The organism is Streptomyces sp. NPDC058239, assembly GCF_042882185.1.
Taxonomy (GTDB): domain Bacteria; phylum Actinomycetota; class Actinomycetes; order Streptomycetales; family Streptomycetaceae; genus Streptomyces.
The window spans coordinates 484556-509067 of sequence record NZ_JBHVWS010000002.1 but is presented as its reverse complement, the minus strand read 5'-3'; the positions used below and the strand labels follow the sequence as shown (position 1 = coordinate 509067).

The 24512-nt window shown below is 70.7% G+C and carries 20 protein-coding genes and 1 pseudogene; 7 read left to right on the top strand and 14 right to left on the bottom strand.

Features of this window, described 5'->3' with window-relative positions; all coding sequences use genetic code 11:
* Positions 1 to 219 precede the first annotated feature (219 nt).
* From ACFVYE_RS04890 to ACFVYE_RS04870, 5 genes are all read right to left on the bottom strand, one after another.
* Positions 220 to 1920 (bottom strand): hydantoinase B/oxoprolinase family protein, encoded by a 1701-nt coding sequence (locus tag ACFVYE_RS04890; protein ID WP_383959052.1) that lies wholly within the window; start codon positions 1918 to 1920, stop codon positions 220 to 222.
* Complete coding sequence (locus ACFVYE_RS04885) at positions 1917 to 3959, bottom strand: hydantoinase/oxoprolinase family protein (protein WP_389604086.1); 2043 nt, start codon at positions 3957 to 3959, stop codon at positions 1917 to 1919. The genes ACFVYE_RS04890 and ACFVYE_RS04885 overlap by 4 nt, the downstream gene beginning before the upstream one ends.
* A 120-nt stretch (positions 3960 to 4079) precedes the next feature.
* The gene (locus tag ACFVYE_RS04880) at positions 4080 to 4544 is read right to left on the bottom strand and encodes a nuclear transport factor 2 family protein (RefSeq protein ID WP_383959056.1); all 465 of its coding nucleotides are present in this window, start codon (positions 4542 to 4544) and stop codon (positions 4080 to 4082) included.
* A gap of 117 nt (positions 4545 to 4661) precedes the next feature.
* Entirely contained in the window at positions 4662 to 5945 is a 1284-nt protein-coding gene (locus tag ACFVYE_RS04875) for an aspartate aminotransferase family protein (protein ID WP_383959058.1), read from the bottom strand.
* A complete protein-coding gene (locus ACFVYE_RS04870; protein WP_383959060.1) occupies positions 5942 to 6784 on the bottom strand; it encodes a nitrilase-related carbon-nitrogen hydrolase in 843 nt (280 codons plus the stop codon). Before ACFVYE_RS04870 ends, ACFVYE_RS04875 begins: the two co-directional genes overlap by 4 nt.
* Before the next feature lie 524 nt (positions 6785 to 7308).
* On the opposite strand from ACFVYE_RS04870, the gene ACFVYE_RS04865 reads away from it, so the two are divergent.
* Positions 7309 to 8577, top strand: coding sequence for an aminotransferase class I/II-fold pyridoxal phosphate-dependent enzyme (locus tag ACFVYE_RS04865; protein ID WP_383959062.1), 1269 nt, complete (start codon positions 7309 to 7311; stop codon positions 8575 to 8577).
* Positions 8578 to 8601: 24 nt separating this feature from the next.
* Here ACFVYE_RS04865 and ACFVYE_RS04860 read toward each other — a convergent pair whose 3' ends face one another.
* Positions 8602 to 9516 carry a hypothetical protein gene (locus ACFVYE_RS04860; protein WP_383959063.1) on the bottom strand — a complete coding sequence of 305 codons (915 nt, stop codon included), beginning with the start codon at positions 9514 to 9516 and terminating at the stop codon, positions 8602 to 8604.
* A gap of 91 nt (positions 9517 to 9607) precedes the next feature.
* Between ACFVYE_RS04860 and ACFVYE_RS04855 the strand changes: the two genes are divergently transcribed.
* Both ACFVYE_RS04855 and ACFVYE_RS04850 read left to right on the top strand, forming a co-directional pair.
* Positions 9608 to 9901, top strand: a complete 294-nt coding sequence (locus tag ACFVYE_RS04855; RefSeq protein WP_383959065.1) for a hypothetical protein — start codon at positions 9608 to 9610, stop codon at positions 9899 to 9901.
* A gap of 204 nt (positions 9902 to 10105) precedes the next feature.
* Positions 10106 to 11197, top strand: coding sequence for a Rieske 2Fe-2S domain-containing protein (locus ACFVYE_RS04850; protein WP_389604082.1), 1092 nt, complete (start codon positions 10106 to 10108; stop codon positions 11195 to 11197).
* 67 nt (positions 11198 to 11264) lie between these two features.
* On the opposite strand, the gene ACFVYE_RS04845 is transcribed toward ACFVYE_RS04850, so the two are convergent.
* Positions 11265 to 12575, bottom strand: a complete 1311-nt coding sequence (locus tag ACFVYE_RS04845; RefSeq protein ID WP_389604080.1) for a hypothetical protein — start codon at positions 12573 to 12575, stop codon at positions 11265 to 11267.
* A 236-nt stretch (positions 12576 to 12811) separates the two neighbouring features.
* Here ACFVYE_RS04845 and ACFVYE_RS04840 point away from each other — a divergent pair.
* Positions 12812 to 13267, top strand: a pseudogene (locus ACFVYE_RS04840) (MFS transporter); the annotation flags it as partial.
* 58 nt (positions 13268 to 13325) lie between these two features.
* Here the strand turns inward: ACFVYE_RS04840 and ACFVYE_RS04835 are convergent.
* Positions 13326 to 13595 (bottom strand): helix-turn-helix domain-containing protein, encoded by a 270-nt coding sequence (locus tag ACFVYE_RS04835; protein ID WP_114247546.1) that lies wholly within the window; start codon positions 13593 to 13595, stop codon positions 13326 to 13328.
* A gap of 41 nt (positions 13596 to 13636) precedes the next feature.
* Here ACFVYE_RS04835 and map point away from each other — a divergent pair, with 41 nt between their 5' ends.
* Positions 13637 to 14404: a type I methionyl aminopeptidase gene (map, locus tag ACFVYE_RS04830; protein WP_383959070.1), complete on the top strand. Its 768-nt coding sequence runs from the start codon at positions 13637 to 13639 to the stop codon at positions 14402 to 14404.
* An 844-nt stretch (positions 14405 to 15248) separates the two neighbouring features.
* The gene (locus ACFVYE_RS04825; RefSeq protein ID WP_389604077.1) at positions 15249 to 15911 is read left to right on the top strand and encodes a DUF4232 domain-containing protein; all 663 of its coding nucleotides are present in this window, start codon (positions 15249 to 15251) and stop codon (positions 15909 to 15911) included.
* Positions 15912 to 16109: 198 nt separating this feature from the next.
* On the opposite strand, the gene ggt is transcribed toward ACFVYE_RS04825, so the two are convergent.
* On the bottom strand, positions 16110 to 17918 hold the full coding sequence (ggt, locus tag ACFVYE_RS04820; protein ID WP_383959074.1) for a gamma-glutamyltransferase: 1809 nt from the start codon (positions 17916 to 17918) through the stop codon (positions 16110 to 16112).
* A 105-nt stretch (positions 17919 to 18023) separates the two neighbouring features.
* Between ggt and ACFVYE_RS04815 the strand changes: the two genes are divergently transcribed.
* Positions 18024 to 18767: a hypothetical protein gene (locus ACFVYE_RS04815; RefSeq protein ID WP_383959076.1), complete on the top strand. Its 744-nt coding sequence runs from the start codon at positions 18024 to 18026 to the stop codon at positions 18765 to 18767.
* 30 nt (positions 18768 to 18797) lie between these two features.
* On the opposite strand, the gene ACFVYE_RS04810 is transcribed toward ACFVYE_RS04815, so the two are convergent.
* From ACFVYE_RS04810 to ACFVYE_RS04790, 5 genes are all read right to left on the bottom strand, one after another.
* A complete protein-coding gene (locus ACFVYE_RS04810; protein WP_383959078.1) occupies positions 18798 to 19325 on the bottom strand; it encodes a hypothetical protein in 528 nt (175 codons plus the stop codon).
* A complete protein-coding gene (locus tag ACFVYE_RS04805) occupies positions 19322 to 20758 on the bottom strand; it encodes a sensor histidine kinase (RefSeq protein WP_389604075.1) in 1437 nt (478 codons plus the stop codon). Before ACFVYE_RS04805 ends, ACFVYE_RS04810 begins: the two co-directional genes overlap by 4 nt.
* The gene (locus ACFVYE_RS04800; RefSeq protein ID WP_383959081.1) at positions 20755 to 21438 is read right to left on the bottom strand and encodes a response regulator; all 684 of its coding nucleotides are present in this window, start codon (positions 21436 to 21438) and stop codon (positions 20755 to 20757) included. Before ACFVYE_RS04800 ends, ACFVYE_RS04805 begins: the two co-directional genes overlap by 4 nt.
* Before the next feature lie 64 nt (positions 21439 to 21502).
* Entirely contained in the window at positions 21503 to 23167 is a 1665-nt protein-coding gene (murJ, locus tag ACFVYE_RS04795; protein ID WP_383959083.1) for a murein biosynthesis integral membrane protein MurJ, read from the bottom strand.
* Entirely contained in the window at positions 23164 to 24330 is a 1167-nt protein-coding gene (locus ACFVYE_RS04790; RefSeq protein ID WP_389604072.1) for a lipid II:glycine glycyltransferase FemX, read from the bottom strand. The genes murJ and ACFVYE_RS04790 overlap by 4 nt, the downstream gene beginning before the upstream one ends.
* Between the last annotated feature and the right edge of the window lie 182 nt (positions 24331 to 24512).

The following is a 24512-nucleotide window of genomic DNA, read 5'->3' as shown; positions in this document are numbered from 1 at the left end:
CCTCGGCCGGGGCGCCGTCGATCACCCGACGCCTCTCCGCGCCCGCGAGCGCTGCGGCGGATACCGGAGGCCGGATGAGCAGGGCGGCGGGTCGCCGGGCGGGTCGCGTCGGCGCTGTGGCCCTCGGAACACCGGCGCGCCGCGGCACGCCGCCTCCGCGCCACCCGGCCCGTGCCGGCCTCGCGCAGCGGCAGGGATGCGGCTGCGGAGATCCGTCCGTCAGGCTCCGTAGAAGGCCGCCGCATGCCCCGCCGTCAGCAGCCCCTGCCGCACGTCCTCGGCCACCGCCTCGGCGGACCGCTCCCCCGCGGGGCCGAATCCGCCGCCGCCACCGCTCTCGCAGCGCAGCACATCACCCTCGCGCACGGTCAGCGCGTTGACCTTCAGCAGTGAACGCTCGCCGTCACAACCCGGGTTGAGCGTGACCTGCGGCGGTGCACCAGCCGTGCCGCCGAAGACGCCCCAGGCCGGGGTGACCGAGCGCTCCCACCACAGGGACAGCTGCTGGTCGGCGGCGAACCGGTACTGGCGCACCACACCGTTGCCCCCGCGCATGCGCCCCGCACCGGCGGAGTCGGGGCGCAGCGCGTACTCCTCGACGCGCACCGGGAAGAGGGTCTCCAGCACCTCGACCGGCATGTCGCGCAGCGAGCCGTTGACATTGTTGATCAGGCAGGACTCGCCGTCGGATGCCTCCCAGGCGCCCCAGCCGCCGACCGTCGCCTCCTGGGAGACGAAGAGCTTTCCGCTGCGCGGATCGGTGCCGGTGAACTGGACGATCATCGAGTCGCCGTAGCTCGCCGCCGCGGCGCGGTCCGGGACGGCCGGGGCGAGCGCCTTGACGACCAGGTCGATGACCAGACCGAGGTGCGAGTAGTAGTACTGGCAGGCGGCCGGTTCGACGGCGGCGAGCATGGTGCCGGGCCGGGTCAGCACATCGAGCGGCTTGAACGAGCCACCGTTGAGCGGGACTTCGCCGCTGACGAGCAGCTTGTAGCCGACCCTGCAGGCCGCGACGGTCTGCGCGGCACCGCAGTTGACAGGTCCGGTGGCCTGGTCTGCGCAGTCGGTGACGTCCATCGTCATGCGGTCGCCGTCGATGGTGACGCGGACGGTGACATGCAGCGGTGTACCGAGGTCGATGCCGTCGTTGTCGAGATGCCCCGTGGCCTCGTAGACACCGTCGGTGATCGCGGCGATCTCCTGGCGCTCCAGCCGTTCGGTCTGGGCGAAGATCGCGTCACGGGCGGCGAGCACGGTCTCCATGCCCCACCGCCCCACGATCTCCGCGAGCCGTCGCGCACCGGTGCGGGCGCAGGCCACCTGGGCGCGCATGTCGCCGAGGGTGGGGTACGGAAAGCGAACCTGACGCGAGATCAGATCATGGACGAGCACGCACGGTTCGCCGTTCTCGTAGATCTTCAACGGACCCATGCGCAGGCCCTCCTGATAGATCGTCGTGGAGTCCATGGAGCCGCCCGGGTCCTTGGACCCCATGTCGATCCAGTGCGCGCGGGAGGCGGCGAAGCCGACGAGTTCGGCGCCGACGAAGATCGGCGCGTAGACGGTGACGTCGTTGAGATGCGTGCCGCCGATGTAGGAGTCGTTGAGCACCCAGACGTCGCCGGGCCGCCAGACCCCGGCGCCGTACATCTGCTCCGTGGCGCGGGTGCACTCCTCCAGGTTGCCCAGGAAGATGGGCAGGCCGGAGGACTGGCCGAGGACATGGTGGTCGCGGTCCAGGAGCGCGACGGCGCAGTCCTTGGCCTCGTAGATGGTCGGTGTGTACGAGGACCGGATCAGGGTGGTGTTCATGTCCTCGGCTGCCTGGAGCAGCGCGCAGCGGATGATCTCCGTGGTGACGGGGTCGATGGCGACCGGGGTGATCGGGTCGATGGCGACCTGGGCCGTACTGGTCATGCGACGCCTCCGAGCTTGATGACGAGGAATCCGTTGTCGTCCACGGTGACCGTGGCGTCCGGCGGGACGACGGTGGTGGAGGTGGCCTCGACGATGACGGCGGGGCCGGGGATGTGCCGCCCGGGGGCGAGGTGTTCACGGCGCAGCACCGAGGTGTCGTGCGCGGCGCCACCGAAGACGACAGGCTTGACAGGGACTTCGGGGGCTTCGCCCGGTGCTGCGGCGTACGGGACGGCGGCGAGTTCGGGAAGTCCGCCGAGCGCGGTGGTGCGCAGGGTGACGAACTCGACGGGCGCCTCGGGGGTCGCGTGGCCGTAGCGGCGTTCGTGGAGCCGGGCGAAGCGTTCGGCGACCGAGGCGAGGAAACCTTCGGCGACGGGCTCGGCGGGGCCGGACAGCGGCACGGTCAGGGTGTAGTCCTGGCCTTCGTACCGCATGTCGACGGCATGCTCGATACGGTGCCCGGCCGCCGGTACGCCCTGTTCGGCGAGGGCGTCGAAGCCCTCGGCCTGCAATCCGGCGAGGGCGTGCGCCATGGCCGCGCCGTCGAGGTCGGCGCCCGGGGTGAAGAACTGGAGCGTGAGGTCGCGGCGGACCTCGGTGCCGAGCATGCCCCAGGCGGAGAACGCGCCGGGGAAGCGCGGTACGACGACCTCCTCGATGCCGAGTTCACGGGCGATCTCCACGGCGTGCATGGGTCCGGCGCCACCGAAGGCGAGAAGCACGAACTCGCGAGGCTCCAGGCCGTGTTCGACGGTGAGGGTGCGGATCGCCTGGGCCATCTTGGCGTTGGCGACGTCGCAGATGCCGCCGGCCAGCTCGATGGGGTCGAGGCCGATGACGCCGGCGAGTTCCGCGACGGCGCGGTGGGCCGCTTCGGTGTCCAGGGTCATGTGCCCGCCGGCGAACCAGTCGGGGTCGACGCGGCCGAGAACGGTGTTGGCGTCGGTGACGGTGGCCCGGGTGCCGCCGCGCCCGTAGCAGGCGGGTCCGGGTACCGCGCCCGCCGATTCGGGGCCGACGCGCAGTCCGCCCGCCTCGGCGTAGGCGATGGAGCCGCCGCCCGCACCGATGGTGTGCAGGTCGACGAGCGGCATGAGGACGGGGAAGCCGTCGGCTGCGCCCTCGTTGGAGACATTGGGCCGCCCGCCGAGGACGAGCGACACGTCGAAGGAGGTGCCGCCCATGTCGACGCAGATCGCGTTCGGCCTGCCCAGCAGCGCGGAGGCCGCGACGCCGCCCATGGTGCCGCCGACCGGTCCGGACAGCAGGGTCTGGAGGGGGTGGCGACGGGCGAAGGAGGCGTTGACGACGCCGCCGGAGGACTGCATGACCTGTACGGGAACGGTCAGCCCGTGTGCGGCGAAGCGGTCCTCGATCCGGCCGAGGTAGCGGCGTACGACCGGACCGGTGTACGCCTCCAGGACTGCGGACGAGGTGCGTTCGTACTCGCGCCATTCGCGCGCCACCTGATGGGAGAGCACGATCATCACGTCGTCGCCGAGCTCCTCGGCGAGGATCTCGCCGGCCCGCAGTTCATGGGCGGGGTTGACGTAGGAGAACAGCAGCGCGACAGCGATGGCGTCGAAGCCCTCGTCGCGGGCGCGGCGGGCCGCGGCCCGTACAGCGTCCTCGTCGAGCGGGACCAGCTCGGTGCCGCGCGAGTCGAAACGGCCGCCCGCCTCGGCGGTGGCATGCCGGTCCACGAGCGGGACGGGCTTGCGGTAGTGCAGGTCGAACATGCGGTCCCGGTTGCCGCGGGCGATCTGGTAGACGTCGCGCAGCCCGGCCGAGGCGAGCAGCAGGACGCGGGCGCCCTTGCGTTCCAGCAGGGCGTTCAGGCCCTGGGTGGTGCCGTGGACGAAGAAGGAGATGTCGGCGGGGTCGTCGACCGCCCGGCCCAGCGAGGAGAAGACGCCCTCGGCGAGGTCTCCCGGCGTGGTGGGGGTCTTCGCCGCGTCGAAGGTGCCGCGCGTCTCGTCGTACGCGACGACATCGGTGAATGTGCCACCGATGTCCATGGCCACCCGGTAAGTCATGCCGCCTCCCGGCTTTCTCGAGGGAATTGGCGTGACGCTATCGACGGGGCGCGGCCGGCGGCTGTGCGCTGCGCACGGTGCGCAGGGTCCGCCCGTGCGCAGCGCTGGGTCTTGGCCGAGTCAGCCGACGGGGCCCGGCTGCCGCACGTCCTCGTGGAGGTGGACGATCCGCCAGGTTTCCCCGGCCCGGTGCAGGATCACGGTGTTCCGGATGAGCTCGGGGCGGCCTCGGGTGCCGTCCGGGGACGGTGCGAAGTCGACGCGCAGCCAGTAGCGCAGGACGGCGATGTCGCCGAAGACGTCGATGGTGCGGTCGTACGCGGTGAGGCCGGTCTCCGCCGGTCCCTCACCGGCTGCCGGGCGGGCGTCGCGGATCCGGTCCAGGTCGGGTTTGCCGAGCAGGAGCGGGTCGGCGGCGGAGTCCCAGACGGTCGCCCGGGGGTCGAGTGCCTGGTCGATCCTCGCCCGGTCGCCGACGTCGTACGCCTCGTACATTCCGGTGAGGACGGCCCAGACGGCATCGGTGTCGGCCGCCGATGCGCCGGGCCTGGCGGTGGACGGGAGAGGGAGAGTGTTCTCGGGCATGGTGGTGCTCCTGGGCGGACACTGGGGTGCGATGGCTGCACGGGGGTGTGATGGCGGCCAAGCTACACAGCCGCGCACCGGCCGCCGACCACACCCCCGTCGCTCATCCGCCGCTTCTCATTCCACCGATCGAAGAGCCTCGTCCAGGATCTCCGCGCCCTCCTCCGCCTCCGGGATGGTCAGCGAGAGCGGCGGTGCGATCCGCAGCACGCTGGTGTTGTGGCCGCCGCCCTTGCCGATCAGCAGGCCGCCCTCCCGGGCCGCTTCGAGTACGGCGGCGGCCGCCTCCGGGTTCGCCTCGTCGGTGCCGGGCTTCACCAGCTCGATGCCGATCATCAGTCCCCGGCCGCGTACCTCCCGTACACACTCCGAGGCCGCGCCGATCGCACGCAGCCGCTCGATCAGCAGTCCGCCCACTCGCCGGGCGTTGCCCTGCAGATCGTGTTCGAGGAGGTACGAGAGGTTGGCGAGGCCGGCCGCCATGGTGACCGGGGAGCCGCCGAAGGTCGAAATGGAGTTGGCGTCGAGGCAGTTCATGACGTCGGCGCGGGCCACGACACCGCCGATCGACATGCCGTTGCCGATGCCCTTGGCAAAGGTGAGGATGTCCGGCGGCCCGTTCTCGCCGTGCGCCTGCCAGCCCCAGAAGTGTTCGCCGGAGCGGCCCCAGCCGGTCTGCACCTCGTCGGAGATCCACAGGATGCCGTGGCGGTCGAGGACCCGGCGGAAGGCCGCGTACAGGCCGTCCGGCGGTGAGGTGAACCCGCCGACGCCCTGGATGGGTTCGGCGATCAGGGCGGCGGGCTCGCGGGTGTGGCCGAGCAGGTCCTCCAGGTCGGCGACGCAGGCCGCGATGAACTCCGCGTCGCTGAGGTGCGCGTACGGCCCCCGGGTGCGGACGCCGCCGTGCACGTACAGCGTCTGCAGCGGCGACAGATTCGTGGGCGACCAGGCGCTGTTACCGGTGATGGAGACCGCGGAGAAGGATCTGCCGTGGTAGCTGTTGCGCATCGCGAGGATCTGGTTCGACCTGCGGTACGTGGTGGCGAGCAGCAGGGCAGTGTCGTTGGCCTCGGTACCGGAGGTGGTGAAGAAGACCCGGGCGTCCGGGATGCCGGAGAGCGTGGCGATGCGCTCGGCCAGCTCGACCATCGGCCGGTTGAGGTAGAGCGTGGAGGAGTGGATGATCCGCCCGGCCTGCTCACTGACCGCCTTGGTCACCTCGGGCAGGGCGTGGGCGGTCATGGTCGTGAGGATGCCGCCGAAGAAGTCGAGGTAGCGCCTGCCGTCGGCGTCCCAGACATGGCGGCCCTCGCCGTGGGTGATCTCCAGGGGGTTCTTGTAGTAGAGCGCCAGCCAGTCGGGGCTGACGGCGAGATGGCGTTGGTGCAGGCTGCTCACGGCTCGACCAGTCCTTCGTACGCGTCGGGTCGGCGGTCCCGGTAGAACGCCCACTGCTGGCGGACCTCTTCGATGAGCCCGAAGTCGAGGTCCCGGACGAGGAGTTCCTCCTCCTTGTCGCTGGCGACCTCGCCGACGAACTGACCGCGCGGGTCGACGAAGTAGCTGGTTCCGTAGAAGTCGTTGTCGCCGTACTCCTCCTGGCCGACGCGGTTGATCGCGGCGACGAAGTACTCGTTGGCGACGGCGGACGCGGGCTGTTCCAGCTGCCAGAGATAACTGGAGAGGCCGCGCGAGGTGGCGGACGGATTGTACACCAACTGAGCCCCGTTGAGACCCAGTTGGCGCCATCCCTCCGGGAAGTGCCGGTCATAGCAGATATAGACACCGACCTTGCCGACGGCGGTGTCGAAGACGGGCCAGCCGACGTTTCCGGGCTTGAAGTAGTACTTCTCCCAGAACCCCTTGACCTGCGGGATGTGATGCTTGCGGTACTTGCCTAGATAAGAACCGTCGGCGTCGATGACGGCGGCGGTGTTGAAGTAGAAGCCGGACTGCTCGATCTCGAAGACCGGCACGACGATCACCATGCCGGTCTCACGGGCGAGTTCCTGCATCCGCCGGACGGTCGGCCCGTCCGGGACGGCCTCGGCCCAGCGGTAGTGCTCCGGTTCCTGCACCTGGCAGAAGTAGGGGGCGTTGAACACCTCCTGGAAGCCGATGATCTTCGCGCCCCGGCGGGCGGCCTCGCGCGCATGCTCCTCATGCTTGGCGATCATCGATTCGGTGTCGCCGGTCCAGGTCGCCTGGACAAGTGCGGCGCGTACGACTTGGGACATGAGCTGCTCCTTCGACGTGGCGTCAGAGAGCCTCTACGCGTTTCTACGCCCGTAGACACGTGCGTAGAGGAGAACGTAAGCCCCGTCACACAGCGGGGCAAGACCATCGCCGTGAACCGGCGGAGTCGATCATGTTTCACACCCGTGCGGTCCACACGTTCATTCGCTTTCCGGCTCGGAGAGCAGATGTCATGATGGCAAAGTTTGTCGACGAGGGGCCGCCCGCCGCGCCGACCTGCGCGATTCCGCCGGCCGTCGGGCCGGCTGGAGATGAGGCTCTCGGCGCGACGGAGTCATCTCCGGTGGCCCCTGTGGAGCGGGCCGGGTCCGGTTACGCACGGGGCCTGGAGATCAGCGACTCCGTGCGACAGGCCGGACCCCACGCCCGCACAGTCCCGGCTCGGCCTCCCGGCTCCCGGCTCCCGGCTCCCGGCTCCCGGCTCCCGGGCCGTTGGTCCCCCGCGCCGGTTTGTATTCTCGGCAGGCGCCACCTCATCGATGCGGCACCTGCGAGAGGAACCACCATGACCACCGAGCTGAGCCCCGACACCCTGAGCGGGCTCCTTGAGCGGGCCCGCCAGGACTACCGGGACCTCGCGGGACTCGGGCTCTCGCTCGACCTCACCAGGGGCAAGCCGGCACCGGAGCAGCTCGACCTCTCCGAGGACCTGCTGAGCCTGCCCGGGGGGCGGCACACCTCGGCCGACGGCACGGACGTGCGCAACTACGGCGGGCTGCAGGGGCTGCCCGAACTCCGGGAGATCTTCGCCGGGGTGCTGCAGGTGCCGGCCGGGCAGCTGCTCGCGGCCGGTAACTCCAGCCTTGAGCTGATGCATGACTGCCTGGTGCACGCCCTGCTGAGCAGGCTGCCCGGCGCCGGGGCTCGCTGGGTGGAGCAGGAGCGGATCGCGTTCCTGTGCCCGGTACCCGGCTACGACCGGCACTTCGCGCTCTGCGAGCGGTTCGGGATCGACATGATCCAGGTGCCGATGACCGCCGAGGGACCGGACATGGAGGCCGTGGAGCGGCTCGTCGCCGAGGACCCGGCGATCAAGGGCATCTGGTGCGTACCGAAGTACAGCAACCCGGACGGCGTCTGCTACAGCGACGCGACCGTGGCGCGGCTCGCCTCGATGAGCACCGCCGCTCCCGACTTCCGGATCTTCTGGGACAACGCCTACGCCGCCCACCACCTCACCGACGAGCCCGTCGAGATCGCCGACCTGCTCGCCGCCTGCACCGAGGCCGGGAACCCGGACCGGGCTTTCGTGTTCGGCTCCACCTCGAAGATCACAGCGGCGGGCGCGGGCGTCGCCTTCTTCGGCTCGTCGCCCGCCAACGTGCAGTGGCTGCTCGGCAACAACGCCAAGCGATCGATCGGCCCCGACAAGGTCAACCAGCTGCGGCACGTCCTGTTCCTCCGGGACGCCGACGGGGTGCGGGCCCACATGGAGCGCCAACGCGCCCTTCTGCAGCCCAAGTTCGAGTCGGTCGCACGGATCCTGGACGCCCGGCTCGGCAGGACCGGCCTCGCGACCTGGACCTCGCCCAAGGGCGGGTACTTCGTGACCCTTGAGGTGCCGGACGGCTGCGCCAAGGAGGTCGTACGCCGTGCCGCCGAGGCGGGCATCGTGCTGACCCCGGCCGGCGCCACGCACCCGTACGGCGAAGACCCGCGCGACGCGGTCATCCGGATCGCACCCAGCTACCCGGGCCTCGCGGAGCTGGAGCAGGCCATCGAGGGGCTCGCCGTCTGCGTCCGGCTCGTGGGGTACGAACAGCGGGCGCGCTGAGGCCTTTCGCCCGGAGAGGGTGCGTCACTGCTCCGAACCGGGCAGCCGCCAGCCGAAGGGGAACAGATCCATCTGCCACCCCGGCGCTTCGGCCAATGCGCCCGCAGCCCCGGGGACCCGCAGAAGGCAGCGGTGGCGCAGTAGTTCACGTCGCTCGCCGGGGGTCAGCAGCCTCTCCTGCGGGCTGAGGTTCTTGGGGTGATCCGGACTGAGGTCCTCTGAACCGTCGATGTCGGCGTTTCCCGCCGCATTGAGTCGCCGGGATGTCGGCGTCCGGTAGTCGAGGCGAAAATCGGTGGACCACTGCGAATTGTGACCCCAGCCGTGCGACAGGTCGACTGTCGGCCGGTGACGTCGCAGATGCGTCCAGTACAGCGGGGACCGGTCGGCCACGCCGCGCTGCGCATGGTTGACTCCGGCGCGGACACGGACTCCGGCCCGGCTGAAGAGCAGCTGTCCGAGCATCAGGCCCGGCCAGACGAACTGGGTGATCCGGATCGGGGCGTGCGGGTCGTCGGCTTGCTCGACATCGACGATCTCGTGGAGGAACGGGTCGAAGACGGTGTCGTCGAACGGAGTCATGCCCAGCGCGGTGAACAAGTCGAGGTACTCGTGCTGTGAGAGCACCGGCCCGTGGTCCAACGGATCGTGCCTGCTGGACCACGGCCACTCGGGCACCTCGTCGGCAGGAGGCTGGAAGGCGAGGAGGAGCAGATCGCTGACGCGACTGAGAGCGTAGAGCTCTTGCAGCAGGTACTCACTCCCCCGAGGTCCCGCCCCCGACCACCAGGCCCCGTCTCCGGCTGCAGTCGCAAGCAGGGCACGGTAATCGCCCTGGGCCCGGGCGAGCCACGGCGCGACGACCACGTCGTGGGCGCCCGCCCCGTCGTGGTCGCACAAGGCCTTGTAGAGCTCACGGGCATCCACCTCATCGTCCATGCGCGGAGGCTACTTGCGGTCCGCGGAGGTGATCGACAGATTTTGTGGCATGCCGCCGTCGGCCGGCCGCCGGCGCCGATAGCGTCGCCGCATGGACAGCGAGATCACGACCACGGTCGGCACACAGCTCTACTCCTTCGACGGCCGCGTGCTGGAGGTCTTCGGCGGCAGCGCCGTCCGCTTCCACGTGCGCCATATGCACCTCTGCGTCAAGGGACCGGACCGCAAGGGGGCCAGGACCGTGGAGATCTGCCATGGCCGGCCGGAAGCGCCGGGGGTGCGCCACATATGGAAGTACTCCGCCGCGGAGTGGGGCGACCTGCCCGGCCTGGCCGGACTGCTGGAAGTGGTACAGGAGGCCATCGACTCCGCGGCGAAGGAGTAGGGGAGGCGCCTCTCCGCGCCACCGAGCGGACGCCTCGATCCAGGGCGTCTCCGTCCATGCACCGGCGTGCAGGAACGTGCTCGGCGCTCGCGTACCCGTCAACGCCTCCCGCGCTCCTTCCCGTTCGGGTGATGTGCGGCGTGTCGGGAGGATCTCGGAGCGGTCTGGGCAGTCTCCAGGCGACCGATCCTGAGAGGGGAAGTCGTGGGACTGCCACACGAGTACGGGCGCGCCATCAGCGAAGGGCCGACGCCGGCCGATGCTGCGGGGGCGCCTGCCCTGCCCTGTCCGAGCGGCTGGTCCGCGCTGGCCTTCTCCGAGGAGCTGCGGCCGGGCGCTGTGCTCACCCGGCCTCTGGCGGGGCAGGACGTGGTGCTGTACCGGCTCGGTACGGGGGCGGTCCGCGCCGTCCGTCCGTACTGTCCGCACCTCGGCGCCCATCTCGGTCTGGCGAAGGTCGAGGGGGACGATCTCGTATGTCCCTTCCATTTCTTCGCGTTCGGCCCCGACGGCAGGTGCGTGCGGACGGGATACGACACAAAGCCGCCGAGGTCGCCGTTGACGCAACTGCCGGTGCACGAGGTCAACGGTGCTGTCTTCGTCTGGCGGCACCACGACGGCCGGGCACCGGACTGGTTCATCCCCGACTGGCACAGGATCGGCCACCGGCCTGCCCGCAACGCCGCGTGGGAGCTGGCCGGAAATGTCCAGGAAGTCATCGAGAACTCGGTGGACCTCGGTCATTTCGCCACCCTGCACGGCTGGGCCAAGGCCGAGATCGGCGGGCCTGTCGTCTACGACGATGCCGCGTTCCACGTGTCCATGCGGGCCCACGAGTCGGCGCCGCTGCTGGGAAACTTCGTCGTCGAGGTGGAGGTGGACGGCTACGGACTCGGTTGCCTGCACGCGGATGTGTACACGCCTCGGATCGGGCTTCGCATGTGCACGATGGTGATGCCGACAGCGATCGCGCCCAACCGGATGCAGTTCCGGCAGCGCAACCGCATCGCCTTCGCCGAACCGGCCCGGCTACCGGCCCCGCTCGCACGGGTGGTGAGCCGAACCGCCGCCCGGCTGCTGGACCGCGCCGTCTTCCGTTCCAGTTGCGAGTTCACCGCCGCCGACTTTCCGATCTGGAATCACAAGCAGTACCAGCAGCCGCCCCGGCTCGCTCCCGGTGACGGACCGATCGGCCCGTTCCGGCGCTGGGCCCGGCGGTTCTATCCGTCACCGGGGGAGATCGGGAGGATGCGGCTCGACCACAGCGAGCGAAGCGACGGAGCTGAAGTGCCGTGACCGTTCCGGAACCGACCGCCCTGCGGATGTGGCAGCCGTTCGGCTCTCACCGACTGATCTCCAGTACCTAGGGTGCACCCACGATGCCCGCCACCCGCAGCGCATGGACGACATCCCACTCCCGCGCCGGCGACACCGCACGGGCCGCGGCCAGCAGTTGCGGTACCAGCTGGTGCGGATCGCCCGCCGCGACCCGTGCCGCGTCCTGCGGAGTCCGTACGCGGATGAAGGCACCCAGCAACGCCTGTGCCTGCGGCCCTCGCCCCGCCCGGTCCAGCGCCACCACCGCATCGGCGATCTCCGCGGCCGGCCGCGCCACCCCCTGGCGCAGCAACTGGTCGCAGTCGTCCGGGCGTCCCGCAGCGGCCAGCGCGCCCGCAGCCGCGGCGAGTTCGGCGGGCGGCAGCGAGGACACCTCCCACAGCAGGGTCGCCCAGTCCGCGTCGAGGCCCGTCCGGTGCAGCGCGACGGCGAGCACCGGCAGTCGGTCCGCGGGCCAGCCGGCCGCCTCGCAGAGCACGACGTGCGCCTCGCCGCTGCGGCCCTCGGCCCGGAGCCGGAGCAGCCTTTCGACGGCGCCGGCGGCGGCCCGGTGCGCCTCGGGGTCGGGGGCGGCGGAGGTCGGTTCCAAGTGCGTGTCGTCCCCGGTCGGGGCGGCGCCGAAGCGGGCGCCGCGTGGTACGGAGGCCGTCGTCGGCGGTACGGGCAGGACGGGTGCGGCCAGAACTCCGTCGTCATCGGTCTCGTCGATGTCCAGACCGGCGAACCGGGCGCCGCGCGGCTTCTTGCGCTTGGGGGCAGGCGGCCGAGGAGTACGCGGTGCCGCGTCGGGGCCGCGCTCGGGTTCGGGTTCCCGGTCCGGTGCCTGCGCCTCCGTGCGGAACCAGCCCGTCGGCACGGTCACCGCGGCCAGTCGCCTGCGCAGCTCCGTACAGCGGGCGGTGGCGCGTTCGTGGTCGTCCCGGGCCCAGGCCACCTCCTCCGCGTCCGGGGTCGTCCCACCGCCCGCTCCGGCCGCCCGGAGGCGCTGGGCCGCGTACCTCTGCTCCCGCAGCATCAGCTCCAGCCGTTCGACGAGCACCTGCCGTCCGCCGGGCCGTCGGTCATGGGCGGCCACCGAGGCGGAATACAGCTCGGCGGCCCGTAGCGACCCACGCTGTACGTACGCTGTGCCGCGCACGGCCGCCAGGTCCTGGAAGAGCGACTCCACCACGTCCCAGGGCGGAATCTCGGCGCCGTCGAGGCAGGCGCGCATCCCTGCGGGATCTCGTCGGCAGAAGACGCCGTACCAGCCGCTCCCGGGGTCCAGCAGCGCCACCAGATCCCGTAGGTATTGCGTGAACTCCCGTACTTCCCAAGCACCTTGATGCACCGTCATCGTCGCCCTCGCCAGCGTCGACTGGAGCCTTCCAGTCCGCAGGCATTCGACCCCAGCCGTGTTACAGCACGGCTACGCGCGCTTTTCGACTGCGGTGCGGTCGAAGCACGGTGCGGCGCACACCCTCTTGAGCGCCCCTGCGGGGAGACGCGTCCCGGTGGCGGTGCGGCCCTCGGTCGAGCCGGTAGCCCGCCACCACATCAACGCGGGCCATTACCCCTTCCGGCTCCCCGACCAAGCCTGTCCCGGGTCGGCTCATCGACACCTTCGGGCCGCACAGGCTCTTCCTCGTCAGCACGAGCCTTGTCGGGGTCGCCGGTGCCGTCGGCACCCTGGCGCCGAACCTCGGGGCGCCGATCGCCTCGCGGGTCCTGCTCGGGTTCGGCACCTGCGCCGGGTATCCCGCCGCGCTGGCGCTGCTGCGCAGCGTGGCCAAGCCCATCGGGCGGGACAGTCCCGGTGGGGTGCTGACCGCCCTGGCCATTACCAGCCGGACCATCGCCGTGATCGGCCCTCTGCTGGACGGCCTGCCGATCGGGCCGGGCGGCCGGTGCGCCCACTTCGCGCCGAATGTGCCGCCGGCCGTCGCGGCCGTGCTGCTGGGGCCGCTCCGACTGCCCAAGGAGGCCGGCACAGGGGATTCCCCGCAGCGTGGGCACCTCGCCTCCCAGCGCGACCTGCCCGGCAGAGCGCGGGCCTGCCCGCAGGACAGGCGCGCCGGACCGGTGTCCGGGCAGACGTCGCGCGGCCCTACCCGGCCAGCGGCACCACATCCGGCTCCGGGGCGCAGCGGGTGAGCAGTTCGTCCATCGAGAGTCCGAGCGCCCCGGCCAGCGCCGCGACGGTGAAGAAGGCGGGGGTCGGGGCGCGGCCGGTCTCGATCTTGCGCAGCGTCTCGGCGGAGATTCCGGCGCTCGCCGCGATCTCGACCATGCTGCGCCCGCCACGCGCCTCGCGGAGCAGCGCTCCGAGGCGTTCGCCGCGTCGGCGCTCTTCCGGGGTCAGGGGCGTTCGTACCATGCCGTCATTCTAATACCGCTGCGACCGGTATAGTAATTGGCATGGTGCAGCTCAAGACAGACACATCCATCGAAGCGATGCGCGAGACCGGCCGGGTCGTGGCGCAACTGCTGACGGCCGTGCAGGAAGCAGCGGCGGTCGGCGTCTCGTTGCGCGAACTCGACGAGGTGGCCCGCGGGGTCCTCCGCGAGGCGGGCGCCGGGTCGCCGTTCCTGAACTACCGGCCGCATTTCGCCCCCACCCCGTTTCCCGCCGTGATCTGCGCATCGGTCAACGACGCGATCGTGCACGGCATCCCGACCGACCAGCGGCTGCGCGACGGCGATCTGGTGAGCATCGACGCGGGCGCGACGCTCGGTGGCTGGGCGGGCGATTCGGCGATCAGTTTCACCGTCGGGCGCGCCCGGCCGGCGGACACCCGGCTGATCGACACGGCCTTCGCGGCGCTGGAGGCGGGGATCGCGGCGGCGGTCGTCGGCAATCGGATCGGCGACATCGCGCATGCGATCGGCACGGTGTGCCGCAGCGCCGGTTACGGCATTCCGGAGGGGTTCGGCGGCCATGGTGTGGGCCGGTCGATGCACGAGGACCCGGCCGTCCCCAACGAGGGACGACCGGGTCGCGGCATGCCGTTGCGGCACGGAATGGTGCTGGCGATCGAGCCGATGCTGATCGGCAGCGGCAAGGACTCCTTCCATCCGGACCGGGACGGCTGGACGTTGCGTACCTCCGACGGCAGCCGGGCAGCGCACGCCGAGCACACGGTGGCGATCACCGACGACGGTCCGCGCATTCTGACCGCGCTGTGATCGGCATCCCCTCATTCGCGTCCAGGACCTGTCCGGGCGATCACGTGCGGAGCCGGATGACCGGGGCCGCTGTGGTTGCGGTGCGAACAGACCGCGTGCACTTCTCCAGCACCTGGTACGAGTCCCACGCTGCACGGATCGCCTCATCCGCGACTACACCGTCATTGGTCATGAGCCGACCGTAGTGAGACGACGAACTACAGGGGGATCCCCTTGAGGAAACCGCGCCCCTGCCGCAGAGGCCGGATGAGCGCTGCTCCCTCGCGGCGGCCACTGCGGCATTGACCGGACGACGTCCGGCGCTCCGTGGCGGTGCTCGCCGCCCGGGTCCGGGACGCGCACACCGCCTGTGTCCGGGCACCTCTGGGCTACACCTCGTTCTCTGTTGGATCGACGTGTTGAAGCTGATCGAACAGGAGGAAGCGTGCCGGGTCGGTGCTTCGGCCGGCGGGCATGCCACCGGTTGTGGTCAAGGTTCGCCGGGTTACGGGTCTGTCCCAGTGGGCTGCGGGCGTTGACGGGTGCGGGGCGGCGGCGGGAACCGCCGTCCCGGCCGGCCGGCGGCGTGCCCCGGCACGGTAGGGCGCGCCGTGTCCGGCCCCTGTTTCCCTTGCCGGACGGCGGCAGGGAGCGGGTGCGGCAGGGAGCGGTGCGGGCGGGGTGCGCCCGGTGGTGGTGCGCGTCGTGCCTGGCTGTGCGTGTAACAGGGGTGTATTAGCGGGTGGTTGAACGGAACGCCTCGCCGGGCCGGGCGGCTCTTGGTGATCAGAAACGCTCGCTCGTACCGGCTCGTACCGACCGTGCCGAGCGGCCGGCACCCCCCACCGACACCGAGGAAAAAACAATGCGCGTACAGAAGCTCACCTTCGCAGCCCTGGCCGTTGTCGCGGGTCTCTCGCTCACGGCCTGCCAGAACGGCGACGAGGACATGGGACAGAGCGCCCCGTCGTCCACGTCCACCGCGTCCTCCACGAGCGGCGGTCCGGGCTCGGGCGGTTCGGATCAGGACGGCGGGAAGGACTCCGCCGAAAAGGGATCCGGCGGGCAGGGCACGACCGCCGGGACCGGCTCCAGCGAGAACGGCAAGGTCGGCAAGTGCCGCACCGACGAGCTGGAGATCACGGCGATCGACAGCACCATCGACGGCGACCCCGATGGGACCGTCGCGGTGGAGCTGAAGAACGGCGGCGGCCGGGACTGCGTGCTCTCCGGGTACGCGGGCGTCGACCTGAAGACCAGCTCGGGGTCGCTGTCCGCGAAGCGCACCGGCGAGAAGGCCACCCCGATGACCCTCAAGGACGGGAAGTCGGTGTACTTCGGCATCAACTACCCGATCAACACGTCGGGCGGCTCCGGCATCCGCATCACAGGACTGGTGGTGACCCCGCCGGACGAGACGAAGTCGGTCACCCTCGACTGGCCGGGCGCCGACACGCTGCCCGTCACGGACGGTGCCGGCTCCGTGGTGAAGGTCGGCCCGATGGGGAGCGCCGGTCAGGGCGGCTGACCCGCACGCCCCAGGGTGCTCAGGCCGCACCGCGCCGCTGCCCGAGCACCCTCCAGTACAGAATGCAAAGCCGGGAAACTTACCTCACCGACGCGGCCGAGATGGACCCGAAGCCAGGTCCCCGCCAAGAGCACAGGGCTGGTTCCCCATGAAGCTTCACGAGGAACCAGCTCTGTCCATAAGGTTATTGACGTGTCGTCACGGCCGCCCGCTCGGCTTCACGACCATGGCCGAGCCCCCGCCCCGGCGCACCTTCTCCGCAGCCGCCAGCCACCGTCCGTCCGGCAGCCGCTGCACACCTGTCGCCGCCCCGATCTCCGGGTTCAGCTTGAAGACATGCCCCAGCGACTCCAGTTCCGCCCGCACGGGGCTGTTCCACAGCCCCGGTTCGAGCTCCGTCGTCGCCGAGTTGCGCTGACTGGCGCGCGGCGCCGCGATGGCGTCGACCAGCGGCAGCCCCCGGTCGACCTTGCCGATGAGCGACTGCAGCACAGTCGTGATAATTGTGGCGCCGCCCGGCGAGCCGAGGGCCAGCACGGGCTCACCGTGCTTCAGCACGATCGTCGGCGAGATGGACGAGCGCGGACGCTTGCCCGGACCCGGCAGATTCGGGTCGTGGACCGCCGGACTGGCGGGCGCGAACGAGAAGTCCGTCAGCTCGTTGTTGAGCAGATAGCCGCGCCCCGGCACGGTGATGCCGCTGCCGCCGGTCTGCTCGATCGTCAGGGTGTAGGCGACGACATTGCCCCACTTGTCGGCCGTCGTCAGATGTGTCGTGTTCTCCCCCTCGTACGTCGTCGGAGCGGCCGTGCCAACGGACTTGCAGTCGGCCGGGTGACCGGGATCCCCCGGCGCGAGCGGGCTGGTGAGCACCGCGTCATCCTTGATCAGGCATTCCCGCGAGTCTGCGAACCGCTGACTGAGCAGCCCCTGCGTCGGTACGTCCTCGAACGCGGGGTCGCCGACCCATCGCCCGCGGTCCGCGAACGCGATCCGGCTCGCCTCGATGTAGCGGTGCAGATACTGCACCTCGCTCGCCTTCGAAAGGTCCGTGGATTCAAGGATGTTGAGCGCCTCGCCGACACTCGTACCGCCCGACGAGGAGGGTGCCATGCCGTACACGTCGAGGCCGCGGTAGCCGACCTTCGTCGGAGCCTGCCGCAGCGCCCGGTAGGACCGCAGGTCCTTGGCTGTGAGGTCGCCGGGACGCACGACCCGGGTGGCCTTCGGGTCCACGGGCGGGTTGCGTACGGTCCGTACGACGTCGTCGGCCAGCTCGCCCTTGTACAGCTCGTCGATGCCCTTGCGGCCCACCTGTTCGTACGTACGCGCCAGATCGGGGTTCTTGAAGACCGAGCCGACCACCGGCAGTTGCCCGCCCGGCAGGAAGAGCTTCCTGGTCGCCGGGAAGTCGGCGAACCTGGCCCGATTCCCCTCCGTCTGCGAGCGGAACGTGCTGTCGACGACGAAGCCGTCCCTGGCCAGCCGCTCGGCCGGCTTCAGCACCTGCCGCAGCGACTTGCTGCCCCAGGCGTCGAGCGCGGTGTCCCAGGTGGCCGGGGTGCCGGGGGTGCCCACACTCAGTCCACTGGTGACCGCGTCGTCGAAGGCGAGCGGCTTGCCGTTCTCCAGGAACAGCGAGGAGTCCGCACTGCGCGGTGCGGTCTCCCTGCCGTCGATCGTCTCCACGGTGCGCTTCTTGGCGTCGTAGTGGACGAAGTAGCCGCCACCGCCGAGACCCGACGAGTAGGGCTCGGTGACACCGAGCGCCGCCGCGGTCGCCACCGCGGCGTCGACCGCGTTGCCGCCCTTGCGGAGCACCTCGATACCGGCGGCCGAGGCATCCGCGTCGACGCTGGCGACCGCCCCTCCGTAACCCACCGCGACCGGCGACTTGGGCGGTGGGGCGGTCGGTGGTGCAGACGAGGACGGGGCGGCTGCCACAACCGTGACGACAGCGGCGAAAACAACCGGCAACGACACATTCCGCGCGACGAGACGTCGCATGCGCACCTCCAGTGAAGGATTGTCCGCCGCAGGGTAACGCCGCCCCGCCCGCCTCGTCAGGACCGCCGTGAACCCGGGGCCGATCGCCCGCTAACATGCCCGCCCATGACTGACGACGTACGCAACATCGTGCTGGGCGTGATAGCCGCCGGTATCAGCGCCGCGCTGGGCTGGATCGCCCGCACTTATCTCTGGCGCCGCAGGCTCCGCCGCAAGCAGGCGTTCTTCGGGCTGCCGGGCAACTCCGAGTGCCTGCTCGTCGTCAACCGCGACGCGGGCGGCGACGGTGCCGTACACCGCCACGACGTCTTCGCCCTGCTCGAACTCTCCGCGCTCATCAAGGACTGTTCGGCACACGCACAGATCCTGTCCCACGACATCGCGCAGCAGGGCTTCGGCGAGCGCACCGAATTCTGTGTCGGCGGACCGGTCTCCAACCGGCGGATGGCCGCCCATCTTCATTCGCTGCTGCCCGGCGTGAAGGTGAACACCGATCCGGAGCCCGGCCCCGACCGGGGCGCCTTCCAGATCGGTTCGGAGCGCTACCGGGCGGAGAAGGGCGTCGCCGAACATGTGCTGCTGGCACGGCTGACGCTCGGTCAGGATGCCCGGCCGGTCTTTCTGTTCTGCGGACAGCAGGCGATCACCAACCAGGCGGCCTCCCGCTATCTGGCCCGCAATTACGAGAAGCTGGCCCGCAAACACGGCAACAACACCTTCTGCCTGCTGCTGAAGGTGGTCAACTCGCAGGCGTACGGGCCCGATGTGGTGGAACTCGTCGCCGATGTGACACGGGCCGCGCAGACCCCCGCACCTGCACCGCGCAACTCGCACCGGGCGACGGGCTGAGCCCTGGTCGCGAAGGCAGGAAGCCGGCAGTCAGATGGAGCAGTGGGCCGGCCCGATGACGCCGTCGGTGCCGGTCACCTTCACCGCCGCGCCCCGGTCCGCGGTGCGGGCCTGCGCGGCCGTGCAGATCAGCTGCTGCCGGGCGACCTCGGAGAGTTTCGTGACGGCGGTGTTCACCCGGACCGACACACCGTCCGGCCCCAGGGTCAGACTCAACACGGCGCGGATGTCCGGAAGTTCGGTACGGAGTCCCGCGTCGATCTCGGCCCTGGTGGGCCCGTCGAAGAGCATGGCAACCGCCTTGTCGGAGCCACGCCATACGTCCCCCGCGCCCGAGGAGTCTCCTTCCGGCGTCAGTTCGACCACCCTTACGACGGGCATCAGCCGGTTCGCGGACGACGAGGAAACGAAGTAGAGCAGCGCGCCCTGCTGGGGCCCCGGGGGCACGTCCACGGTCGCCGGATCGCCCACCTCGACGACATCCGTCGCCCGTATCCCGCACCCGGTACCCAGCAGCACGAGGGACAGCAGGGCGCCGAATGCGCGTACACGTCTCACTGGTTCTCCAGCGGTAGTTCCACGGTCACGACCGCGCCCCCCGCGGGCCCGTTGGCGGCATGCACGGTGCCGCCGTGCAGCCGTACGTTCTCCTGGGTGATCGCCAGGCCGAGCCCGCTGCCCGCCGACCGGGTGCGGGCCGCGTCGGCCTTGTAGAACCGGTCGAAGATGTGCGGCAGCACGGCGGGGTCGATCCCCGGCCCGCTGTCCGCGACTTCGGTCACCAGCCGGCGGTCCGCGCCCCGCCGCTCGGTCCGCAGCCGCACGGTGACGGGCTGCGCACCGTGCCGCAGGGCGTTGCCGACCAGGTTGGCGACGACGATGTCGAAGCGGCGCGGGTCGAGCATCGCCCGTATCCCGTCCGGCAGTTCGGTGCGGACCCGGTCCTCCCAGTGCCTGCCCTGCAGGGTCTTGCGGATCGTCTCGGCGACGTCGACCTCGTCGAGGTGAAGATCCGCGGCCTTCGCGTCGAAGCGGGAGATCTCCATCAGATCCTCCACGAGGGTGGCGAGCTTCCCGGTCTCGGCACTGATCAGCCGGACGGCCGCCGCGGTGTCGGCGTTCAGCTGGGCGGCGTCCTCGTCGAGCACCTCGGTGACGGCGAGCATTCCGGCGAGCGGGGTGCGCAACTCGTGCGAGACGTCCGAGGCGAAGCGTCTGGCCCGCGCCTCCGCCCGCTGGAGCTCCTCCACCGACTCCTGGAGCTTTGTCGATGACTCGTTGAACGTCCAGGCGAGTTCGGCGAGTTCGTCGGAGCCCCTGACCTCGATACGGGTGTCGAGCTCGCCCCGGCCGATGCCGGCGGCGGCCCGCCGCAGATCGCGTACCGGGCGCAGCACGCTGCGGGCGGCGAGCAGGGCGGGCACCAGCGCGACCAGGAGGGCGGGCAGGGCGCCGTCGCGGGCCGCGGTGACCATGGCGTTGACATTGGCCTCCTCGGTGGTGAGCGGCATCACGGCGTAGAGGACGAGCCCGGTGGGCTGGCGTCCGTCGCCCCGGTCGAAGACTGCGGGCATCCCGATGGTCAGCCAGGGCTCGCCGTTCTTGACGACTCGTTGGAAGGAGCCGTGCGCGTTTCCACGGGCGGCGTTGCGCAGTGCGGGCGTGATCACGCCGGAGGTGGGCCGGTCCGTCGAGGAGACCCGGGTCTTCCCGTACTCGGCGAAGACTCTCCAGGTGTGCGGCTTGCCTTCCCTGGCGAGGGCCTGGCAGGTCTGCCGCAGTTGCTCCGGATCCACCGGAAGGGTCACCGCCTGCGCGGCGATCCGGTCGCGGAACTGGGCGACGGCCGTGTCCTGCGCCTGCTGGAGGATGGCGGAGCGGGCCTCCCGGTAGGTCAGGGTCGCGGTGGTGACGACGCTGATCGCCGCGACCAGGAGGAAGGCGCCTACGAGACGGGTCCGCAGTCCGAACCGCGCGGCGAAGAGCTTCATGCGAGCGGTCCGAAGCGGTAGCCGAAACCGCGGACGGTCTGGATGTAGCGCGGGCTGCCCGCCACGTCCTCGATCTTCTGCCTCAGCCGTCGCACACAGGCGTCGACCAGGCGCGCGTCTCCGTGGTAGCTGTGCTCCCAGACGTATTCGAGGAGCTGCTGCCTGCTGAAGACCTGTTCGGGCGAGGCCGAGAGATGGAGCAGCAGCTTCAGTTCGGAGGGCGCGAGCAGGATGCGCCGCCCCGCCTTGGCGACGGAGAGCCCGGCGCGGTCGACGGCCAGTTCGCCGTGGGATTCGATGCCGCTGCGCCCCGCGGGTTCGGCGAGCCTGCGCAGTACGGCGCGGATCCTGGCCTCTATCACTTCGGTACGGGCCGGCTTGACGATGTAGTCGTCGGCGCCGGCCTCCAGCCCGACGACCACGTCGAAGTCGTCACCGCGCGCCGTGAGCATGATGATCGGCAGCTGGCTGGTCTCCCGTATCAGGCGGCAGACCTGGACCCCGTTCATTCCGGGGAGCATCAGATCGAGGAGCACCAGATCGGGCCGGAACTCCCCCAGCGCGGCCAGCCCCTCCTCACCGGTCTCGACGGCCCGCAGCTCATGACCGCGCCGCCGCAGCCCCAGCTCGACCCCTTCCCGTACGGAGGGGTCGTCTTCTATCAGCAACACGCGAGGCATGGCAGCAGTATCCCAGCGGTCAAGGAATGGATTCGAACCGGTGACCGGACTGTGCGCCGGGGGCTCACGCCCGCCGCAGCCGCCCCCGGCCCGCCGCGATCACAGCACTGACCTCCCGCAGCCGCAGCGGCCGTGCCAGCAGCGCCACCGTGAGCAGGAGTACGACAGCCCCCGCCCCCACCGCGGCGAAGTCCCCCGACCCCTCGCAGGCGCGAGCGGCCAGGTATCCCAGCAGCCCGGCGGGCACACACGCCACCACCAGCCGGAGCTGCGCCCACAGCCCGGGCGAACGCATCAGTGAGGGCCGGGCGGCATCGCTGCCGGAAACCCTGCGGTGCAGCACATACGCGGTGACGCCGAAGCCCGCGAACAGCGCCACCGAGTACGCCCCGGCCATCCCGGTCACGGCCCAGCGGACCGGCAGCAGCAGATACGCGGCAATCGAGAGCCCGGCGTTGAGCGCCGCGATCACCAGATTGAGGAGGAACGGGGTGCGGGTGTCGCTCATCGCGTAGAACGCGCGGGAGAGCACGTACTGCCCGGAGTAGGCGATCAGCCCCGGCGCGAACGCCATCATCATCCCCGCCATCACGGCAATGTCCGCGTCGCCGGTGCGCCCGTATCCGTACACGGCCCCCATCACCCATGGTGCCAGCGCGAACAGCAGGGCCACCGCGGGGACCACGACCGCTGCCGAGGTGCGCAGGGCGTACGAGACATCGCGCCGGACACCCGTCAGGTCGTTGTCGGCCGCCGCCCGGCTCATCCGGGGCATCAGCGCGGTGACGAGCGAGACGGTCACGATGCCGTGCGGCACCACCCACAACTGAAAGGCGTAGCTGTACGCGGTGTAGCCCACGCCGCCCGGCACATGCTGTTCCACGGCGTGCTGGCCGGTGGCGGTGGAGAGCCGGGTGACCACCCAGTAGGCGATCTGGTTGGTAGCCACGAGCATGACGAGCCATCCGGCCGCGCGCAGCGGCCGGGTGAGCCCACTGCCCCGCCAGTCGAACCGCGGCCGCCAGCGGAACTTCGCCGCGCGCAGCGCGGGCACCAGGGCGAGCGTCTGCACCGCGATCCCGGCGGTCGTACCCCAGCCGAGCCACTGGGCCTGCGCCGGGGTCAACGTACCGTCGGAGCCGGCCGCGACGGCCAGATAGGTCCCGAACACCGCAATGATCACCACGTTGTTGAGGACCGGGGTCCACATCATCGCGCCGAACCGGTCGCGGGCGTTGAGCACTTGACCGAGGAGGGTGAACAGTCCGTAGAAGAGGATCTGCGGCAGGCAGTAGCGGGCCAGGGCGACGGTGAGATCGGCCTGCTCGCCGTGGTAGTCGGGAGCGTAGACCGAGACGATCCACGGGGCGCCGACGACCGTGAGCGCGGTGAGGGCGAGGAGCCCGATCGTGCAGATGGTGAGCAGCCGGTCGGTGTACGCGGCGCCTCCGTCGGCATGGTTCCTGGCGGCCCGCACCAGCTCGGGGACGAAGACGGCGTTGAGCGCGCCGCCGATGAGCAGTGTGTAGAGGATGTTGGGCACGGTGTTGGCGACGGTGTACCCGTCCGCCTGGAGTCCGGTGCCGAGTGCGGCGACGACGACCGCCGAGCGGATGAAGCCGGTCGCCCGGGAGACGATGGAGCCGGAGGCCATGACGGCGCCGCTGCGCAGCACCGAGCCGGACTTGCGCTCTGCGGCCTTCGCGGTGGCCGCCTCGGTGGCCGTCATCGGCGCGCCAGGTACGCCTGGAACGCCCGGTACAAGGTGTTGTTGGCAGCTCCGCCCACCGATGTCTCCCACTCTCCGAGGGTCTCGACGACCTGGCCTCCGGTGCCGAGCTTCCAACGGAGCAGCCCGAAGGGGCGGTCGCCGGGGTCAAGGGTGGAGGGTACCCCGCGCATGTCGTGCACATCGGCGCCGAGCCCATGGGCGTCGAGCATCATCTTCCACTGCAGCGCGTTGCTGGGACGGACCTCGCGGCGGTGGTCGGCGGAGGCGCCGGTCTGGTACCAGACCCGCCGGCCGGTGCTGATCATGGTGTGGGCGGCCAGGATCTCGCCCTGGTGGACGGCCAGATAGAGCTTCATCCGGCCGGGGTGTTCGGCGTTGAGTACGGCGTACTGCTGCTGGTAGTACGCGAGGGAGCGGCCGAGCCGGAAGCCGTCGCGCTCCTCGGTGATCCGCAGCAGGCGGTGGAATTCCGGCAGTTCGGCCGCGCCGCCGATGACGATCCGCACGCCGGCCTTCTGGGCCTTGCGTACATTGCGGCGCCACTCCTGGTTGAGTCCCGACCACAGTTCGTCGGGGGTCCGTCCGGCGAGCGGCACCTGGAAGACATAGCGCGGCTGTGCGTCGGCGTCCCCTCCCCCGTCGCCGCCGCAGCGGCGCCAGCCGCGGGCCCGGAGCCGTTCGGCGACGGCCGTGCCGAGCGGGTCCACCTCCGTCGCGAGTACGTCGCTGACCTTGCGGCCGGGGCCGGTGGCGGCTTTGAGGCGGGCGGTGTCCCAGCGGCGGTACGCCGGCGAGGGGCCGATCCGTACGGCGAAGGCACCGGCCTTGCGCAAGTGCGCCATGAGCGGCCGCAGCCAGCGGTCGATGTCGGGGTCGGCCCAGTCGGCCACCGGCCCCTCGGGCAGATAGGCGAAGTATTTGCGGGTTCCCGGGAATTGCCGGTAGAGCACCAGCGCGGCCCCGGCCGGTTCACCCGAGTCGCCGTGCCAGCCGACCATTTCGGAAGTCCATTGGTCCTTCACCGAGGCCCAGGACGGATACTGCAGAAAGCTTGCCTCCGTACGGGTGGACACGAAGGCCCGGTGCTCGGCGGCGGTCAGGCTGCGTATCCGTAGCTCGTGGTCATGGCTGCGGTCTCCGGTCGCGAGCAACGCTGACATGTTCGTGGCCCTCCCTGGTCCGCCCCGTTGTCGGCTCTGCGGGGCTGCACAGGATGCTCACAGCGGTCCGTGACAGAGCCGAGCGGCGAATGTGACCGGACGATGACCGTTGCGCTGCGGTCCATGTCACACAGGGGATTTCCCGGTTTTCGGCCGATTTGCGGAACCTATCGTCGGGTGAA

What these genes read in the sequence shown, in the direction of transcription:
- ACFVYE_RS04890 (WP_383959052.1), bottom strand. Translation starts at nt 1,920, where the DNA reads ATGACCAGTACGGCCCAGGTCGCCATCGACCCGATCACCCCGGTCGCC.
- ACFVYE_RS04885 (WP_389604086.1), bottom strand. Translation starts at nt 3,959, where the DNA reads ATGACTTACCGGGTGGCCATGGACATCGGTGGCACATTCACCGATGTC.
- ACFVYE_RS04880 (WP_383959056.1), bottom strand. Translation starts at nt 4,544, where the DNA reads ATGCCCGAGAACACTCTCCCTCTCCCGTCCACCGCCAGGCCCGGCGCA.
- ACFVYE_RS04870 (WP_383959060.1), bottom strand. Translation starts at nt 6,784, where the DNA reads ATGTCCCAAGTCGTACGCGCCGCACTTGTCCAGGCGACCTGGACCGGC.
- ACFVYE_RS04865 (WP_383959062.1), top strand. Translation starts at nt 7,309, where the DNA reads ATGACCACCGAGCTGAGCCCCGACACCCTGAGCGGGCTCCTTGAGCGG.
- ACFVYE_RS04860 (WP_383959063.1), bottom strand. Translation starts at nt 9,516, where the DNA reads ATGGACGATGAGGTGGATGCCCGTGAGCTCTACAAGGCCTTGTGCGAC.
- ACFVYE_RS04855 (WP_383959065.1), top strand. Translation starts at nt 9,608, where the DNA reads ATGGACAGCGAGATCACGACCACGGTCGGCACACAGCTCTACTCCTTC.
- ACFVYE_RS04845 (WP_389604080.1), bottom strand. Translation starts at nt 12,575, where the DNA reads ATGACGGTGCATCAAGGTGCTTGGGAAGTACGGGAGTTCACGCAATAC.
- ACFVYE_RS04835 (WP_114247546.1), bottom strand. Translation starts at nt 13,595, where the DNA reads ATGGTACGAACGCCCCTGACCCCGGAAGAGCGCCGACGCGGCGAACGC.
- map (WP_383959070.1), top strand. Translation starts at nt 13,637, where the DNA reads ATGGTGCAGCTCAAGACAGACACATCCATCGAAGCGATGCGCGAGACC.
- ACFVYE_RS04825 (WP_389604077.1), top strand. Translation starts at nt 15,249, where the DNA reads ATGCGCGTACAGAAGCTCACCTTCGCAGCCCTGGCCGTTGTCGCGGGT.
- ggt (WP_383959074.1), bottom strand. Translation starts at nt 17,918, where the DNA reads ATGCGACGTCTCGTCGCGCGGAATGTGTCGTTGCCGGTTGTTTTCGCC.
- ACFVYE_RS04815 (WP_383959076.1), top strand. Translation starts at nt 18,024, where the DNA reads ATGACTGACGACGTACGCAACATCGTGCTGGGCGTGATAGCCGCCGGT.
- ACFVYE_RS04805 (WP_389604075.1), bottom strand. Translation starts at nt 20,758, where the DNA reads ATGAAGCTCTTCGCCGCGCGGTTCGGACTGCGGACCCGTCTCGTAGGC.
- ACFVYE_RS04800 (WP_383959081.1), bottom strand. Translation starts at nt 21,438, where the DNA reads ATGCCTCGCGTGTTGCTGATAGAAGACGACCCCTCCGTACGGGAAGGG.
- murJ (WP_383959083.1), bottom strand. Translation starts at nt 23,167, where the DNA reads ATGACGGCCACCGAGGCGGCCACCGCGAAGGCCGCAGAGCGCAAGTCC.
- ACFVYE_RS04790 (WP_389604072.1), bottom strand. Translation starts at nt 24,330, where the DNA reads ATGTCAGCGTTGCTCGCGACCGGAGACCGCAGCCATGACCACGAGCTA.